This window comes from Paracoccus alkenifer, from assembly GCF_900108405.1.
Lineage (GTDB): Bacteria > Pseudomonadota > Alphaproteobacteria > Rhodobacterales > Rhodobacteraceae > Paracoccus > Paracoccus alkenifer.
Genome location: NZ_FNXG01000001.1, coordinates 437,181 through 452,484 on the forward strand (window position 1 = coordinate 437,181; position 15,304 = coordinate 452,484).

At 67.5% G+C, this 15,304-nt stretch carries 16 protein-coding genes; 5 read left to right on the forward strand and 11 right to left on the reverse strand.

The window, feature by feature from the left end; translation table 11 throughout:
• Positions 1-42 precede the first annotated feature (42 nt).
• Complete coding sequence (locus BLW83_RS02095) at positions 43-402, forward strand: SUF system Fe-S cluster assembly protein (protein WP_090845067.1); 360 nt, start codon at positions 43-45, stop codon at positions 400-402.
• Positions 403-495: 93 nt separating this feature from the next.
• On the opposite strand, the gene BLW83_RS02100 is transcribed toward BLW83_RS02095, so the two are convergent.
• Positions 496-1,110 (reverse strand): DUF1523 family protein, encoded by a 615-nt coding sequence (locus BLW83_RS02100; RefSeq protein WP_245728583.1) that lies wholly within the window; start codon positions 1,108-1,110, stop codon positions 496-498.
• 139 nt (positions 1,111-1,249) lie between these two features.
• Here BLW83_RS02100 and BLW83_RS02105 point away from each other — a divergent pair, with 139 nt between their 5' ends.
• The 4 genes from BLW83_RS02105 (at position 1,250) to BLW83_RS02120 (ending at position 5,418) form a co-directional block, all read left to right on the forward strand.
• Positions 1,250-1,543: an FtsB family cell division protein gene (locus BLW83_RS02105; RefSeq protein WP_090845070.1), complete on the forward strand. Its 294-nt coding sequence runs from the start codon at positions 1,250-1,252 to the stop codon at positions 1,541-1,543.
• Positions 1,544-1,658: 115 nt separating this feature from the next.
• Positions 1,659-2,714, forward strand: coding sequence for a pyruvate dehydrogenase (acetyl-transferring) E1 component subunit alpha (gene pdhA / locus BLW83_RS02110; RefSeq protein WP_090845072.1), 1,056 nt, complete (start codon positions 1,659-1,661; stop codon positions 2,712-2,714).
• Positions 2,715-2,729: 15 nt separating this feature from the next.
• Positions 2,730-4,106 carry a pyruvate dehydrogenase complex E1 component subunit beta gene (locus BLW83_RS02115; RefSeq protein ID WP_090845074.1) on the forward strand — a complete coding sequence of 459 codons (1,377 nt, stop codon included), beginning with the start codon at positions 2,730-2,732 and terminating at the stop codon, positions 4,104-4,106.
• Positions 4,107-4,119: 13 nt separating this feature from the next.
• Complete coding sequence (locus BLW83_RS02120; RefSeq protein WP_090845076.1) at positions 4,120-5,418, forward strand: pyruvate dehydrogenase complex dihydrolipoamide acetyltransferase; 1,299 nt, start codon at positions 4,120-4,122, stop codon at positions 5,416-5,418.
• 74 nt (positions 5,419-5,492) lie between these two features.
• Here BLW83_RS02120 and BLW83_RS02125 read toward each other — a convergent pair whose 3' ends face one another.
• The 10 genes from BLW83_RS02125 to ffh form a co-directional block, all read right to left on the reverse strand.
• On the reverse strand, positions 5,493-8,549 hold the full coding sequence (locus tag BLW83_RS02125; RefSeq protein ID WP_090845078.1) for an efflux RND transporter permease subunit: 3,057 nt from the start codon (positions 8,547-8,549) through the stop codon (positions 5,493-5,495).
• Complete coding sequence (locus BLW83_RS02130) at positions 8,546-9,862, reverse strand: efflux RND transporter periplasmic adaptor subunit (RefSeq protein ID WP_245728584.1); 1,317 nt, start codon at positions 9,860-9,862, stop codon at positions 8,546-8,548. The genes BLW83_RS02125 and BLW83_RS02130 overlap by 4 nt, the downstream gene beginning before the upstream one ends.
• Positions 9,863-9,960: 98 nt before the next feature.
• On the reverse strand, positions 9,961-10,740 hold the full coding sequence (locus BLW83_RS02135) for a division plane positioning ATPase MipZ (RefSeq protein ID WP_090845080.1): 780 nt from the start codon (positions 10,738-10,740) through the stop codon (positions 9,961-9,963).
• A 161-nt stretch (positions 10,741-10,901) separates the two neighbouring features.
• The gene (gene rpmE / locus BLW83_RS02140; RefSeq protein ID WP_073064586.1) at positions 10,902-11,123 is read right to left on the reverse strand and encodes a 50S ribosomal protein L31; all 222 of its coding nucleotides are present in this window, start codon (positions 11,121-11,123) and stop codon (positions 10,902-10,904) included.
• A gap of 11 nt (positions 11,124-11,134) precedes the next feature.
• Positions 11,135-11,527: a 50S ribosomal protein L19 gene (gene rplS / locus BLW83_RS02145; protein ID WP_090845082.1), complete on the reverse strand. Its 393-nt coding sequence runs from the start codon at positions 11,525-11,527 to the stop codon at positions 11,135-11,137.
• Positions 11,524-12,327, reverse strand: coding sequence for a tRNA (guanosine(37)-N1)-methyltransferase TrmD (gene trmD / locus BLW83_RS02150; protein ID WP_245728585.1), 804 nt, complete (start codon positions 12,325-12,327; stop codon positions 11,524-11,526). Before trmD ends, rplS begins: the two co-directional genes overlap by 4 nt.
• Positions 12,320-12,832, reverse strand: coding sequence for a ribosome maturation factor RimM (gene rimM / locus BLW83_RS02155; protein WP_090845860.1), 513 nt, complete (start codon positions 12,830-12,832; stop codon positions 12,320-12,322). Before rimM ends, trmD begins: the two co-directional genes overlap by 8 nt.
• 65 nt (positions 12,833-12,897) lie before the next feature.
• The gene (gene rpsP / locus BLW83_RS02160) at positions 12,898-13,320 is read right to left on the reverse strand and encodes a 30S ribosomal protein S16 (protein WP_090845086.1); all 423 of its coding nucleotides are present in this window, start codon (positions 13,318-13,320) and stop codon (positions 12,898-12,900) included.
• A gap of 44 nt (positions 13,321-13,364) precedes the next feature.
• Positions 13,365-13,661 carry a chorismate mutase gene (locus BLW83_RS02165; RefSeq protein WP_090845088.1) on the reverse strand — a complete coding sequence of 99 codons (297 nt, stop codon included), beginning with the start codon at positions 13,659-13,661 and terminating at the stop codon, positions 13,365-13,367.
• A 40-nt stretch (positions 13,662-13,701) separates the two neighbouring features.
• The gene (gene ffh / locus BLW83_RS02170; protein ID WP_090845861.1) at positions 13,702-15,198 is read right to left on the reverse strand and encodes a signal recognition particle protein; all 1,497 of its coding nucleotides are present in this window, start codon (positions 15,196-15,198) and stop codon (positions 13,702-13,704) included.
• Between the last annotated feature and the right edge of the window lie 106 nt (positions 15,199-15,304).

Sequence of the window (15,304 nt, forward strand, 5' to 3'; positions counted from 1 at the left end):
CGGACCGCCTATATGCAGGACATGGTTTCACCGGAGGATGGCATGTCCCAGCCGCAGATCAACGAAGGCGAGCCGCTGATCGCGCCCTCGACCGTCGACCACCCGCTTTACGAAAGCGTGGTCGAGGCCTGCCGCTCGGTCTACGATCCTGAAATCCCGGTCAATATCTACGACCTCGGGCTGATCTACACCATCGCCATCGACGACACCGACGCGGTGCGCATCATGATGACGTTGACCGCCCCCGGCTGCCCCGTCGCGGGCGAAATGCCGGGCTGGGTCGCCGATGCGGTCAGCGCGCTGCCCGGCGTGCGGCAGGTGGACGTGGACATGACCTTTCAGCCGCCCTGGGGGATGGAGATGATGTCCGACGAGGCACGGCTGGAGCTGGGCTTCATCTGAGGCCCGGCACGTCGCGTTCCGCGCCAGCAGCTTCTTTCTGGCCCAAATACCCCTGTAGCGGCGACGCGAACCCTCGCGCCGCCGCTGGCCGCGCTAACGCCCCAGCCAGCGCCGGAATCGCCCGCGCGCCTGATCCGCCCGCGCCTCGGCCCGCTCGACCGCAGGGGCGATGCGCCTTGTGGAAAAGCGGTTCCACCAGCGCCAGAACATCAGCAGCAGCGCCCCCATCACCCCCAGAATCACCATCGCCAGCCAGTTCGCCGGCCGGTCGTCCGGCCCCGCCACCGGGCGGATCGAGATCGCATTCGGAAAGATGGTGATCAGGTCGCTGCGCCAGCCATAGGACGTGACGCTGACCCAGCGGGGGGCATCCGCGCTGGACCGCATGTCGCCCGCAATCGCATGCAGGTCCGAACTGTCGTATTTGAAATAGGGCGGCCAGATCAGCCCGGTATCCTCGTTGCGATAGACCCGCGGGCGCCCGCTCGGCCGCAGCGTGTCGATATAGCGCACATCGCGCCGCCCGTCAGCTGTCTCGACCGCGCCGCGCCCGGCATAAAACACCCGGTTCCAGCCCAGATCGGTCATCTTGTTATAGGTGTTCACGACCCGCACCGTATCGCGGGTGGGCAGCGAGTAATCCAGAAACAGGAACAGCAGCACGCCGAAAGCCACCCCCAGCACCACCTGGATATTGCGCATGGACATCGCGTTCCCCCTTGTTTCAGCCGCACGCCGTGCAGTCTATCGACCCCGCCCCGTGGGTGCGACCCGAAAGGAGGCGTCTGCCGGCAATTCCCCTTGGCCGCGCGCCATGGCAGGATGGCGGGAAAAACGGACCCGAGACATGACCCGAACCCTGCCCGTCGGCGCGCTGATCTATGTGCTGCTTGCGCTGCTGCTGTCGCTTTATTTCGCCTTTGCCGCCGTGCAGGGCCCCTCGGGCATCCTGCGCCGCGTGCAGCTTGAGGCCGAGACCGCCCAGATGACCACCGAGCGCGACGCGCTGGCGACCGAGGTCGACCGGATGAAGAACCTGACCCGGCGGCTGTCGGACGAATATCTGGATCTCGAGCTGCTGGACGAACGCGCCCGCGACGTGCTGGGGCTGGTGCGCGGGGATGAGCTGATCATCCGCTGAATGCCGCCCGGCGGATCCGTGCAGAATGCGCCTTGCGTCCACCCGGATGGGGAATCTAGGATAGTTCAACGCTGAACCATTCTTACAGACGCCATTCCACAGCCGGAGAACGCAGATGGCCAGGAAGCCGACCGATACGGCCCGACCCGCGAAACAGCCCCCCAACCAGCCAAATGTCTCGCGCGACGAGCTGCTGAAATACTATCGCGAGATGCTGCTGATCCGGCGATTCGAGGAAAAGGCCGGCCAGCTTTACGGCATGGGGCTGATCGGCGGGTTCTGCCATCTCTACATCGGGCAAGAGGCCGTCGTCGTCGGGCTGGAGGCCGCCGCGAAAGAGGGCGACAAGCGCATCACCAGCTACCGCGACCACGGGCACATGCTGGCCTCGGGGATGAATGCGCGGGGCGTGATGGCGGAACTGACCGGGCGCATCGGCGGCTATTCCAAGGGCAAGGGCGGCTCGATGCACATGTTCAGCCGCGAAAAGCATTTCTACGGCGGCCACGGCATCGTCGCGGCGCAGGTGCCGCTGGGCGCCGGGCTGGCCTTTGCCGACAAATACAACGGCAACGACAACGTCACCTTTACCTATTTCGGCGACGGCGCGGCCAACCAGGGCCAGGTCTATGAAACCTACAACATGGCCGAGCTGTGGGAACTGCCGGTCGTCTTTGTGATCGAGAACAACCAGTATGCGATGGGGACCAGCATGAAGCGGTCCACCAAATCCACCACGCTGTTCGGCCGCGGCGCCGCCTTTGGCATCCCCGGCGAACAGGTCGACGGCATGGACGTGCTGGCGGTCAAGGCTGCCGGCGAAAAGGCCGTGGCCCACTGCCGCGCCGGCAAGGGGCCGTATATCCTTGAGGTGATGACCTATCGCTATCGCGGCCATTCCATGTCGGACCCCGCGAAATACCGCACCCGCGAAGAGGTGCAGAAGATGCGCGACGAGCGCGACCCGATCGAGCACGTCCGCCAGCTGCTGCTGCAAGGCGGGCACGCGGTCGAGGACGACCTCAAGGCGATCGACAAGGACATCAAGGACATCGTGAACGATTCCGCCGATTTCGCCCGCGAAAGCCCTGAGCCGCCGCTGGAAGAGCTGTGGACCGACATCTACGCCGACGACGTGCCGCAGCACGCCGCGCAAGACCTGAACGCCTGAGAGAGGGGCTGAAAGATGGCAACCGAAATCCTGATGCCCGCGCTTTCCCCCACGATGGAGGAAGGCACGCTGGCCAAATGGCTGGTGTCCGAGGGCGATACCGTGAAATCCGGCGACATCCTCGCCGAGATCGAAACCGACAAGGCCACGATGGAATTCGAGGCGGTGGACGAGGGCGTGATCGGCAAGATCCTGATTGCCGAGGGCACGCAGGGCGTCGCCGTCAACACCCCCATCGCCGTGATGCTGGCCGAGGGCGAATCGGCCGACGCCACCCCCGCGCCTGCGGCCGAGAAACCGTCCGCCGATGCGGCCCCCGCTCCCGTCCCCGCCGCCGCCGCCAAATCCGCAGTCGAATCGGTTCACACCCCCGAACCCGACGAAACCCCCGACTGGCCCGAGGGCACCGAGCTCAAGCAGATGACCGTCCGCGAGGCGCTGCGCGAGGCCATGGCCGAGGAAATGGAACGCGACGAATCGGTGTTCCTGATGGGCGAGGAAGTCGGCGAATACCAAGGCGCCTACAAGATCAGCCAGGGGCTGCTGGACCGTTTCGGCCCGCGCCGAGTGGTGGACACGCCGATTTCCGAACATGGTTTCGCCGGCATCGGCGTCGGCGCCGCCTTTGGCGGGCTGCATCCGATCGTCGAATTCATGACCTTCAACTTTGCCATGCAGGCCATCGACCAGATCGTGAACTCGGCCGCCAAGACGCTGTATATGTCGGGCGGGCAGATGGGCTGCCCCATCGTGTTCCGCGGCCCGAACGGCGCCGCCGCCCGCGTCGCCGCCCAGCACAGCCAGGATTACGCGGCGTGGTATGCGGCGATTCCCGGCCTCAAGGTCGTGCAGCCCTATTCCGCCGCCGACGCCAAGGGCCTGCTGAAAACCGCGATCCGCGACCCGAACCCGGTGATCTTCCTGGAAAACGAAATCCTTTATGGCCGCAGCTTCGACGTGCCGGTGCTGGATGATTTCACCATTCCGTTCGGCAAGGCCAAGGTGGCGCGCAACGGGTCTGACGTGACCATCGTCAGCTTCGGCATCGGCATGGCCCATGCGTTGGAGGCGGCCGGGAAACTGGCCGAGGACGGGATCGAGGCCGAGGTGATCGACCTGCGCACCCTGCGCCCCATCGACTATGCCACAGTGTTGAAATCGGTGCAGAAAACCAACCGCTGCGTCACCGTGGAAGAGGGCTTCCCCGTCGGCTCGATCGGCAACCACATCAGCGCGTATCTGATGGAAAACGCCTTTGACTGGCTGGACGCTCCGGTGGTCAACTGCACGGGCAAGGACGTGCCGATGCCCTATGCGGCCAACCTTGAACGGCTGGCGCTGGTGACGGCCGACGACGTCGTGCAGGCCGTCCGCAACGTGACCTATCGGTAAGGGAACGCGAGACATGGCAACCGAAATCCTGATGCCCGCATTGTCCCCGACGATGGAGGAAGGGACGCTGGCCAAATGGCTGGTGTCCGAGGGCGACACCGTGAAATCCGGCGACATCCTCGCCGAAATCGAAACCGACAAGGCCACGATGGAGTTCGAGGCCGTGGACGAGGGCGTGATCGGCAAGATCCTGATCGCCGAAGGCACCCAGGGGGTCGCCGTCAATACCCCCATCGCCGTGCTGGTCGAAGAGGGCGAGGACGTCCCGGCCGCGGCCCCGAAAGCGGCGACAAAGCCCGCGGAAAGCCCGACCGAGCAACCGGCCCCGGCCGCCCCCGCCAAGCCCGCGGCCCCGGCGGCCCCCGCCGCCCCCTCGCGCGGCAAGGGCGAACGCATCTTTGCATCCCCCCTTGCGCGGCGGATCGCGGCGGAACGCGGCATCGACCTTGCCGGCGTCACCGGCAGCGGCCCGAAAGGCCGCATCGTCAAGGCCGATGTGGAACAGGCACAACCCGGCGCGGTCAAAGCCGCCACCCCAGCCGAGACCGCAAAACCCGCCGCAGCCGCAGCCGCTGTCCCGCAGGGCATGGGTTATGATGTCGTCAAAAAGATGCTGGAAGGCCGCGAGACGACCGAGATCGCACTGGACGGGATGCGCCGCACCATCGCCGCGCGGCTGTCCGAGGCCAAGCAGACCATCCCGCATTTCTACCTGCGCCGTTCGGTGAAGCTGGACGCGCTGATGGAATTCCGGGCCACGCTGAACAAGCAGCTGGAATCGCGGGGCGTCAAGCTGTCGGTCAACGACTTCATCATCAAGGCCTGCGCGCTGGCGCTGCAACAGGTGCCGGCGGCGAATGCGGTCTGGGCCGGCGACCGGATCATCCAGCTGACACCCTCGGATGTGGCGGTCGCCGTCGCGGTCGAAGGCGGGCTGTTCACCCCGGTGCTGAAGGATGCCCACCAGAAAACCCTGTCGGCACTGTCGGCGGAAATGAAGGACCTTGCCGCCCGCGCCCGCTCGAAAAAGCTTGCCCCGCATGAATACCAGGGCGGCAGCTTCGCCATCTCGAACCTCGGCATGTTCGGGATCGAGAATTTCGACGCGGTCATCAACCCGCCCCACGGCGCGATCCTCGCCGTCGGCGCCGGCCTCCCCACCCCTGTGGTCGAGAACGGCGAAATCGTCATCCGCAACCTGATGTCGATGACGCTGTCGGTCGATCACCGGGTGATCGACGGCGCGCTTGGTGCGGAACTGCTGGCCGCCATCACTGCCCATCTGGAAAACCCGTTGGGAATGCTGGCGTGAATTGACAAGGGCCGCCCGCCTCGGCGGCCCTTTCTTCCTTGCCCAAATGCGCGACGCGCCGGGGGCAGAGCCCCCTATTCCGCCGCGGCCTCTGCGGCCCGGTTCAGCCCCAGCCGGCGCTGGATCCAGCCGCCAAAGCGCGTCTGCCCGCCGTGCAGCAGCGAAAACAGCGACGGCACGAACAGCAGCGACAGCAGTGTGGACAGCAGCAGCCCGCCGATCACCGCCACCGCCATGGGCGAGCGGAACTCGGACCCCTCGGCGGTGGACAGCGCCGAGGGCAGCATCCCCGCCGCCATCGCAATCGTGGTCATAATGATCGGGCGGGCGCGTTTGTGCACGGCATCAAGGATCGCCTCGCGCTTTTCGGCCCCCCGCTCCATCGCCTGAATCGCGAACTCGACCAGCATGATCGCGTTCTTGGTGACGATGCCCATCAGCATCAGGAAACCGATCACCACCGCCATGCCGATGGCGTTGCCGGTGATGTACAGCGCCAGGATCGCGCCGCCGATGGCCAGCGGCAGCGACAGCAGGATGCTGATCGGGGTGACGAAATTGTGGAACAGCAGCACCAGCACCACATAGACGAACATCACCCCCGCCCCCATGGCGAGCCCGAATGCGGAAAACACCTCGCCCATGATCTCGGCATCGCCCGAGGCCTGGAACCCGGTCCCCGGCGGCAGCGCCAGTTCTGCCTGCGCCGCCTGCACCTGCGCCGCGACCGGGCCGAGGATCGCGCCATCGGCAAGGTTCGCCGACACGGTGGTGCGATAGCGCTGGTCATAGCGGGAAATCTGGGTGGCGCCGGCCGACAGCGCGACCTCGGCCAGCGCGCCCAGCGGCACCTGCCCGGCCGAAGACGGCACCCGCAGGTTGCGCAGTTCCATCAGGTCGCCGCGCGCCTGTTCGTTCAGCCGCACCATGATCGGCACCTGCTCGTCGCCCGCGTTGAACTTGGGCAGGTTCGATTCCGCGTCCCCCAGCGTCGCCACCAGCAGCGTCTGCGCCATGGTGGCGGTCGAGACCCCCAGCTGCGCCGCCAGCCCTTCGCGCGGGGTGATCTGGATCTCGGGGCGTTGCAACGCGGATGAAGAGGTGACGTTTTCCAGCTGCGGCATCTCGCGCATCCTTGCCACCAGCAACTCGGCCGCCTGCGCGGCGCCGTCCTCGGTGTCGCCCAAGACGCTGACCGTCAGGTCATTGCCGCCGGCCTGATTCTGGAAATTCAGCCGCACATCGGCCACATCGGCCAGCATCTGCTTCAGTCCGGCCTCGATCTCGGTTTGCGAGCGGTCGCGGTTGGCCTTGCGGCCATAGTTGATCATCAGCCGCGACTTGGTGACCTCGGAGGTGCCGCCCATCACGAAAACCGATTCGACCTCGGCGATGGTGGCGATGCGCTGCGACAGCGCGCGCATCACTGCCTCATTGTCCTCGACCCGGGATCCGGGGGGCAGCTCGACCTCGATCTGGCTGCGGCCCACGTCGCCCTCGGCGATGAATTCGGTCGGCAGCAGCGTGGCCGAATAGATGGATCCGGCGAACACCCCCACCCCCAGCAGCAGGGTCAGCCCGCGGTGGCGCATGGTCCAGCCCAGCACCCGCATCAGCCCGCGCATGATCGCCCCGTCGCCCGCGCTTTCGGTATGGGAGCTGCCACGGATGAAATAGGCGGCAAGCATCGGCGTGATGATCCGCGCCACCAGCAGCGAAAACAGCACCGAGACCGCCACCGTCAGCCCGAACTGCTTGAAATACTGCCCGGCGATCCCGGACATGAAGGCCACCGGCGCGAACACCGCCACGATGGAAAAGCTGATCGCGATCACGGTCATGCCGATCTCGGCCGCGGCTTCCTCGGCCGCCTGATAGGGGGGGCTGCCCTCGTGCATGTGGCGCACGATGTTTTCGATCTCGACAATGGCGTCGTCGACAAGGATGCCGGTCACCAGCGTGATCGCCAGCAGGCTGATCCCGTTCAGCGTGAACCCCAGCCACTCCATCACGAAAAACGTGGGGATCACCGACAGCGGCAGCGCGGTGGCGGCGATCAGGGTCGCGCGCCAGTTGCGCAGGAACAGCAGCACCACGATCACCGCCAGCGCCGCGCCCTCATACAGCGTGTGCATGGCGGTGTCATAGGATTGCAGCGTATAGGTGGTGGCGTCGTCGATCAGGGTGATGCGCAGGTTGGGATAGCGCGCGCCCAGTTCCGCCAGCCGCGCCTTGGCGTTGTCGCCCGCCACCAGGTCCGAGGCCCCCGAGGCGCGATAGACCCCGAAAGCCACCACCGGCTCGGCCCCCAGCAGCGCAAAGCTGCGCTCGTCCGAGGCGCCGTCGCTGACCGTGCCCAGCTGGTCCAGCCGCACCGTGCGCCCGCCGGCGATTGACACGGGCGTGCCCGCCAGCTGCGCCACCGTATCGGCAGAGCCAAGCGTGCGGATGGAATATTCCCGCCCCGCCAGATCGCCGCGGCCGCCACCCATGTTGATGTTGCGCTGTCGCAGCTCGGACGAGACCTCGGCCGCGGTCAGCCCGTGCGCCAGCAGCCGGTCGGGGTCCAGCGCCACCTCGATCTGGCGATCGGCGCCGCCGATGCGCTCGATCGAGCCGATGCCGGGCAGCGCCGACAGCTCGCGCGAGATCACGTCATCGACGAATTTCGACAGAGCTTCGAGCGAGCGTGTGGGGTCGCTGACCGCATAGGTCAGCACCGGCATCCCCGTCACGTCCAGCCGCCGCACCAGCGGCTCGGTGATCGACTGCGGCAGGTCGGCGCGGACGCTGGCCACCGCGTCCTTGATGTCGTTCAGCGCGCGGTCGCTGTCGATTTCCAGCTCGAATTCAATGGTCAGGCTGGCCGCCCCGTCCGAGGCGCTGGCGCTGATATGGCGCACGCCCTGCACATTGGCGATGGAATCCTCGATGGGGCGGACCACCTGCGAGGTCAGTTCCGTCGGCGCCGCGCCGGGCTGGCCGATGCTGACCGAGATGATCGGCAGGTCCACGTTCGGCATCGCGGTGACCGGCAGCCGCATGAAGCTGACCAGCCCCAGCACCACCAGCACCATGAAGATGGCGATAGGCGGGACCGGGTGCCGGATCGACCAGGTGGAGAGGTTCATGGCCGCGCGCCCCCTTCGGCCGCCTGCGCGGCAAGGGGGGCCGCGGCGCTCGACAGGGCGGGGGTTTCGGCCCCAGAGGTATCCGTGGCGCCCTCGGCCGCGATTTCATCGGGCGGCGGCGCGGCCCGATCCAGAGAATCGGAGGCGACACTTACCCGGTCGCCGCTGCGGAAAAACCCGCCGGCGCGGGTGATGACGGATTCGCCCTCGGCCAGCCCTTCGGTGATTTCGCGCTGGCCCTGCCACAACAACCCGGCGCGCACGGCGCGGGTTTCCACGATGCCGTCCTTGACCACCTGCACCCGCTCGCCCCCCGCGTCGGCCAGCACGGCGGTGGCGGGGACGGCGATGGTTTCGCGGCGTTCGGTGATGATGTCGCCGCTGACGAACAGCCCGATCAGCAGCCGCTCGTCCGGGGGCAACTCGACCCGGACCAGCCCCAGCCTGGTGGTGGCATCGACCGCGGCGGGCAGTTTGCGCACGCTTCCCTCGATGCGGCCGACCCCGGCGACGTTCAGCGCGACCACCTGTCCGGGGCGCAGCTCCGGCAGCGCGGTCTCGATCACCTCGCCCTCGAACTCGACCGAGCCGTCGGCGATCAGGGTGAACATCGGCCCGGCGCTGGCCGAGGCGATTGCCCCGATCTGCGCGCTGCGGCTGGCGACGCGACCTGCCACCGGGGCGGTGATCACCGTGCGCTCGACGTTGATGCGGGCGATGTCGCGGGCGGCGCGGGCCTGCGCCTCGGTCGCGCGGGCGACCTCGATCCCCTCGCGCGAACTGGCGGCAACGCCGCGGGCGGCGGCCTCGGCGGCGACGGCCTGATCCAGCGCGGCCTGCGTGCCGCTGCCCGACTGCCGCAGGCTGCGGGCGCGTTCCAGCGCGGCGACAGCCTGCGCCAGCGCGGCCTCGTTGCTGGCGATCTGGCTTTCCGCCTGCGCCACCCCGGCGGTCGCGCGCTGCAATTCCGCATCGGCCTGCGCCAGCTGTGCGCGCAGCGTCACGTCGGACAGGCGGGCAAGTTCCTGCCCCTGTTCCACCCGGTCGCCCGGCTCGGCTCCCAGCGACAGGATTTCCTGACCCTCGATCCGGGGGGTGACCTGCACCACCTCGCGCGCGACCAGCGTGCCCGACAGCGGCACCCGCGCCTGCATCTCGGCGGTGACGGCGGGGGCCACGGTCACGGCGGGGGCCGTGGCCTCGACCACCGCAGGGGCGGCAGGCGGGCGGTCGCCCATCGCCAGCGCCGCCCCCGGTCCCATGCCCCCCGTCGCAAGCAAGGCCAGCATGAAGAAAAGGAAATTGCGCTGCATGGTCAAAAGGCCCCGAGGTTACCGCTGCCACATAAGCAACGCCGCGGCCTGCCACAATGTGCCATGCCCCGCCGCCGCCCTCGGCACAGAGCCGCCGGCTACAGCTGGACCTTGACGCCGGGCAGCCGCAGTTCGGTCAGCAGGTCGCGCAGTTCCTGCCGGGCGGCGATGTTCGACATCGACAGCTGCTGCGTGCCGATGTCGCGCAGGTCCAGCAGCGTCAGCCCGCGGGGGAACAGCTCGCGGTAGATCACCCGTTCGGCAAACCCGGCTGCGACGCGGAAACCGATGCGGCGCGACAGGCGGGTCAGCGCCTCTCCGACCCTGCGTTTGTTGTGCATTTCGGTGGTGCCCAGCCGGTTGCGCAGCACCACCCAGTCGATCGGCCCGGCCCCCGCCTGCCCGCGCAGCTGCCGCGCCGACCAGACCATTTCGGCATAGATCGAGGGGCCCAGCACCTCGCCCTCGGGCGACATGCGGGCCAGCAGGTCAAAGTCGATGAAGCTGTCGTTCATCGGCGTCACCAGCGTGTCGGCCAGCGTATGCGCCATCTGGCTGAGCTTGGTGTGCGAGCCGGGGCAGTCGATCACGATGAAGTCATGATCGGGGTCCAGTGCCCCCACCGCGGCCGACAGCGGGTCCATGTCCTCGACGTCGCGGGGCAGTTCGGCCAGCGTGGGGGTGGGCAGCGCGACGCCTTCGCGCGCGATAAAGGCGATGCGGTTTTCCAGATAGCGGCCGAAGCTGCGCTGGCGCACATCCAGATCCAGCGCGCCGACGCGATACCCCATCCGGGCCAGCGCCGTCGCGATATGCATCGAGGTCGTGGATTTCCCCGACCCGCCCTTTTCATTGCCGACGACGATGATATGCGCCACGAATCGCCTCCGCTTGTGCCGGCAATCTAGCGGGCGCGCGCGGTCGAGTCATGGGCGCGCCACGACTAAGCTGTGGACAACCCGCGAAAATATCATGAAAATCCAACGCAAGACGCCGCCCGGATGGGGGCGGCGTCTCTTTTTTACGGCAACGGTCGGGATCAGAAGCCCAGACCGGCGTATTTGTTCTTGAAGCGCGAGACGCGCCCCCCGGTGTCCATCAGCTTGGCCGAGCCGCCGGTCCATGCGGGGTGCGAGGTCGGATCGATGTCCAGCGACATGGTGTCGCCCTCTTTGCCCCAGGTCGAGCGGGTCTGATAGGTGGTCCCGTCGGTCATCTTGACGGTGATCATGTGATAGGCGGGGTGGATTTCGGCTTTCATGTCGCGCGACCTCAGGCTTGGGCGTCGGCCTTGGCGGCCTTGGGCTTGTAGTTGGACATTTCGGCGATCCGGGCGGATTTGCCGCGGCGCTGGCGCAGGTAATACAGCTTGGCGCGACGGACGCGGCCACGGCGCACGACCTCGATCGAATCGACGTTGGTCGAATACAGCGGGAACACCCGCTCGACGCCCTCGCCGAACGAGATCTTGCGCACGGTGAACGAGGCGGCCAGCGTGTCGCCGCCGCGGCGGCTGATGCAGACGCCTTCGTACATCTGCACGCGCGAACGGGTGCCTTCGGTCACCTTGTAGCCGACGCGCACGGTGTCGCCGGCCTTGAAATCGGGGATGGTCTTGCCGAGAGCGGCGATCTGCTCGGCTTCCAGCTGGGCGATCAGGTTCATCGCATTTCGTCCTTGTCATGCTCGCGGTGGTTCCGCGATTGGTCTGATGCGCCCGAGAGCTGCGTCCTTCGGCCCGGGTCCACATGCGCTTGCGCATATGCCCGCCACAGGTCGGGGCGGCGTTGTCTGGTCAGGCTTTCGGCCTGTTCTGCCCGCCAGCCCGAGATTGCCGCGTGATTGCCCGACAACAGCACGTCGGGGATCCGGCGACCCTCCCATTCGGCGGGTTTCGTGTATTGCGGGTGTTCAAGCAGGCCGTGAGCAAAGGACTCATCGGCCAGAGAATCCTGATTCCCCAGCACGCGCGGTATAAGACGGACCGTCGCGTCGATCAAGACCTGAGCCGCGATCTCTCCGCCGGTCAGGACGTAATCGCCGATGCTGATTTCGGTGACGTCATGGGCTTCCAGCACCCGCTGGTCCACGCCCTCGAACCGGCCGCAGATCAGGGTGACGCCGGGGCCTTGCGCCAATTCGCGCGCCAGCGCCTGGGTCAGCGGGCGGCCGCGCGGGGACAGATAGACCACCGGCAGGTCGGGCGCGGCGGCCTTCGCCGCCTGCAACGCGGGGCCCAGCACATCCGCGCGGATCACCAGCCCCGCCCCGCCGCCCGCGGGCGTGTCGTCCACGTTGCGATGCCGGCCCAGCCCGAAATCGCGCAGCTGGATGGTGCGCAGCGCCCAGATCCCGTCCGCCAGCGCCCGCCCGGTCAGCGACAGGCCCAGCGTGCCGGGGAACGCCTCGGGGAACAGGGTGACGATCTGCGCGGTCCAGGGCGCGGTGGGCGCGGGGCTATTCATCGCTGTCCGGAGGGTCGGCGACGATGCGCCCGGCGGCAACATCCACCGTCGGCACCGCCGCGCGGGTAAAGGGGATCAGCAGCGCGCCCCCCTGCCCCTGCACGTCCAGAATGTCGCCGGCGCCATGGTCGTGGATCGCGCGCACCCGGCCCAGCACCGCGCCGCCGGGGTCCACCACCTCAAGCCCGATCAGGTCGGCGTGGTAGAATTCATCCTCGGGCAACGAAGGCAGCGCGTCGCGGTCGGCCCAGAGCGTCGCACCCTTGAGCGCCTCGGCCTGTTCGCGGGTCTCGACCCCCGACAGGCGCGCGGCCAGCCCGCCGGTGACAGGCCGGGTCAGCCGCACCGTAAAGCGGCGGGCGCCGTCCTCGGTCGCAAGCGGGCCATAGGTGGCGATGTCCTCGGCGGTGGTGCAGAAACTTTTCAGCCGCACCTCGCCACGAACGCCGAAAGCGCCGGCGATGGCGCCGACGCAGACGGTTTCAGCCTTGGCGCCTTGGGTCATGGGCGGCCTTTCGCTGGGCAGGGCCTGAACGTCGGCGGTGGGGCAGCCCCCCGCCGCCGCAGGGGTCATTCGGTCGCGGCTTCCTCGGCGGGGGCCTCAACGGGGGCCTCAACGGGGGCAGCCTTGGCCTCTTCGGCGGCGGCGCGGGCGGCCTCTTCGCGGTCCAGACGCTTTTGCACGCGCTCTTGCGCGGCCTTGCCCGGCTCGCCCTTTTTCAGGTTCTTGCGCTCGGCCTTTTCCCGCACGCCGGCGGCTTCAAGGAAACGCGCCACGCGGTCGGTCGGCTGCGCGCCGTGGCCCAGCCAGTATTGCACCCGCTCAAGGTCGATCTTGATGCGGTCTTCTGCATCCTTGGGCAGCAGCGGGTTGTAGGTGCCCAGCTTTTCCAGAAAGCGGCCGTCGCGCGGCATCCGCGAATCGCACGCCACGATGGCGTAATGGGGGCGCTTCTTGGACCCGCCACGGGCGAGACGGATTTTCATGGCCATTTGGTTTCTCCTTTGGGAATGGCGTGTTGCGACGCGGGGGCGCCTCAGGATTGCAGGATCTCGTGATGCCGGATCACCTCGGCGATCACGAAGTTAAGGAATTTGCGCGCGAATTCCGGGTCGAGATTGGCCTCGCGCGCGAGGCGCTCCAGCCGCTCGATCTGCTGCGATTCACGCGCAGGGTCCGAGGGCGGAAGATCGTGTTCAGCCTTGAGCCGGCCGACGGATTGCGTGTGCTGGAACCGTTCGGCCAGCGTATAGACGATGATCGCATCCAGCCGGTCGATGCTGGCGCGATGTTCGCGCAGCAGCTCGGCGGCGCGATGGGGGGCGTCGCTCATGCGCGGGTTTCCCTTGCGGTGGAGGTCGAAGCGCGCGCGGTCATTTCTTGCCAAACAGCCCCGACAGCCCGCCGGGCAGGTTCATGCCGCCCAGCTGCCCGCCCATGCCGCGCGGATCTTGCAGCATCCTGGCGGCCTCGGCCATTTTCGCGGGGTCGGCGTCGGCCAGATCGGGCAGCCCGCCGCCCTTGCCGGACATGGCGCGCATCGCCTGTTTCAGCATGGCGCCCTTGCCCATCTTGCTGACCTTTTTCATGGTGTCGGCCATCTGGCGCTGCATCTTGAGCAGCTTGTTCAGCTCGGCCACCTCCATGCCCGCGCCGGCGGCGATGCGCCTTTTGCGGCTGGCCTGCAACAGATCGGGGTTGGCGCGTTCCTTTTTGGTCATCGAGTTGATCAGCGCGATCTGCCGGCGCAGCATGGTGTCGTCGATGCCCGCGGCCTCGGCCTGTTTCGCCATCTTTCCCATGCCGGGCATCATGCCCATGATGGACTGCATCCCGCCCATCTTTTGCATCTGTTCCAGCTGGTTACGCAGGTCGTTCATGTTGAACAGACCCCTGGCAAAACGCTTCATCATGCGCTCGGCCTGCTCGACCTCGAGAACCTCTTGCGCTTTTTCGACCAGCGCCACGATGTCGCCCATGCCGAGGATGCGGCCCGCGACGCGTTCGGCGTCAAAGCTTTCCAGCGCGTCCATTTTCTCGCCAAGCCCGACAAAGCGGATCGGCTTGCCGGTGATCTGGCGCATCGACAGCGCCGCACCGCCGCGGCCGTCGCCGTCCATCCGGGTCAGCACCACGCCGGACACGCCGACCTTGGCATCGAATTCGGTCGCGACGTTCACCGCGTCCTGCCCGGTCAGCCCGTCGACGACCAGCAGGGTTTCGCGCGGGTTCACCACGTCGCGGACGGCCTGCACCTCGTCCATCAGCACATCGTCAACATGCAGCCGGCCGGCGGTGTCCAGCATATAGACGTCATAGCCGCCAAAGCTGGCCTGCTGCCGGGCGCGTTTCGCGATCTGCACGGCGTTTTCGCCCGGCACGATCGGCAGCGTATCGACGCCGACCTGCTGGCCGAGGATCGCTAGCTGCTCCATCGCGGCGGGGCGGTTGGTGTCGAGGCTGGCCATCAGCACGCGCTTTTTCTCGCGTTCAGTCAGGCGCTTGGCAAGTTTCGCGGTGGTGGTGGTCTTGCCCGAGCCTTGCAGCCCGACCATCAGGATCGGCGCAGGCGGCGTGTCGATTTGCAGGGTTTCCGGGGCGTCGTCGCCTTGCAGGGTGCGGATCAGCTCGTCATGGACGATCTTGACCACCTGCTGGCCGGGGGTGATCGACTTGGTGACCGCGGCCCCGGTGGCCTTGGCGGTGACCGCGCGCACGAAGCTGCGCACCACGGGCAGCGACACGTCGGCATCCAGCAGCGCCTGACGCACCTCGCGCATGGCGGCGGTGACGTCATCCTCGGTCAGGGCGCCCTGCCGGGTCAGGCGGTCGAAGACACCGCCAAGACGGTCTGATAGGCTTTCGAACATCGCGACCTCCGGCAATCGCCGCATAAACCAGTATTGCCCCCGTGGGCGCATCCGCGCTGACGGGGGGCGATCCCCGGACAGGCGGGGACCGGAAGGACGACCTTCC

Coding starts and splice junctions, on each gene's coding strand:
- BLW83_RS02120 (WP_090845076.1), top strand. CDS start 4,120: ATGGCAACCGAAATCCTGATGCCCGCATTGTCCCCGACGATGGAGGAA.
- BLW83_RS02115 (WP_090845074.1), top strand. CDS start 2,730: ATGGCAACCGAAATCCTGATGCCCGCGCTTTCCCCCACGATGGAGGAA.
- rpsP (WP_090845086.1), bottom strand. CDS start 13,320: ATGGCCATGAAAATCCGTCTCGCCCGTGGCGGGTCCAAGAAGCGCCCC.
- BLW83_RS02095 (WP_090845067.1), top strand. CDS start 43: ATGTCCCAGCCGCAGATCAACGAAGGCGAGCCGCTGATCGCGCCCTCG.
- BLW83_RS02165 (WP_090845088.1), bottom strand. CDS start 13,661: ATGAGCGACGCCCCCCATCGCGCCGCCGAGCTGCTGCGCGAACATCGC.
- BLW83_RS02125 (WP_090845078.1), bottom strand. CDS start 8,549: ATGAACCTCTCCACCTGGTCGATCCGGCACCCGGTCCCGCCTATCGCC.
- trmD (WP_245728585.1), bottom strand. CDS start 12,327: ATGAATAGCCCCGCGCCCACCGCGCCCTGGACCGCGCAGATCGTCACC.
- BLW83_RS02130 (WP_245728584.1), bottom strand. CDS start 9,862: ATGCAGCGCAATTTCCTTTTCTTCATGCTGGCCTTGCTTGCGACGGGG.
- BLW83_RS02105 (WP_090845070.1), top strand. CDS start 1,250: ATGACCCGAACCCTGCCCGTCGGCGCGCTGATCTATGTGCTGCTTGCG.
- rimM (WP_090845860.1), bottom strand. CDS start 12,832: ATGACCCAAGGCGCCAAGGCTGAAACCGTCTGCGTCGGCGCCATCGCC.
- pdhA (WP_090845072.1), top strand. CDS start 1,659: ATGGCCAGGAAGCCGACCGATACGGCCCGACCCGCGAAACAGCCCCCC.
- BLW83_RS02100 (WP_245728583.1), bottom strand. CDS start 1,110: ATGTCCATGCGCAATATCCAGGTGGTGCTGGGGGTGGCTTTCGGCGTG.
- rplS (WP_090845082.1), bottom strand. CDS start 11,527: ATGAACCTGATCGCCCAGCTGGAAGCCGAGCAGATCGCCGCTCTCGGC.
- rpmE (WP_073064586.1), bottom strand. CDS start 11,123: ATGAAAGCCGAAATCCACCCCGCCTATCACATGATCACCGTCAAGATG.
- ffh (WP_090845861.1), bottom strand. CDS start 15,198: ATGTTCGAAAGCCTATCAGACCGTCTTGGCGGTGTCTTCGACCGCCTG.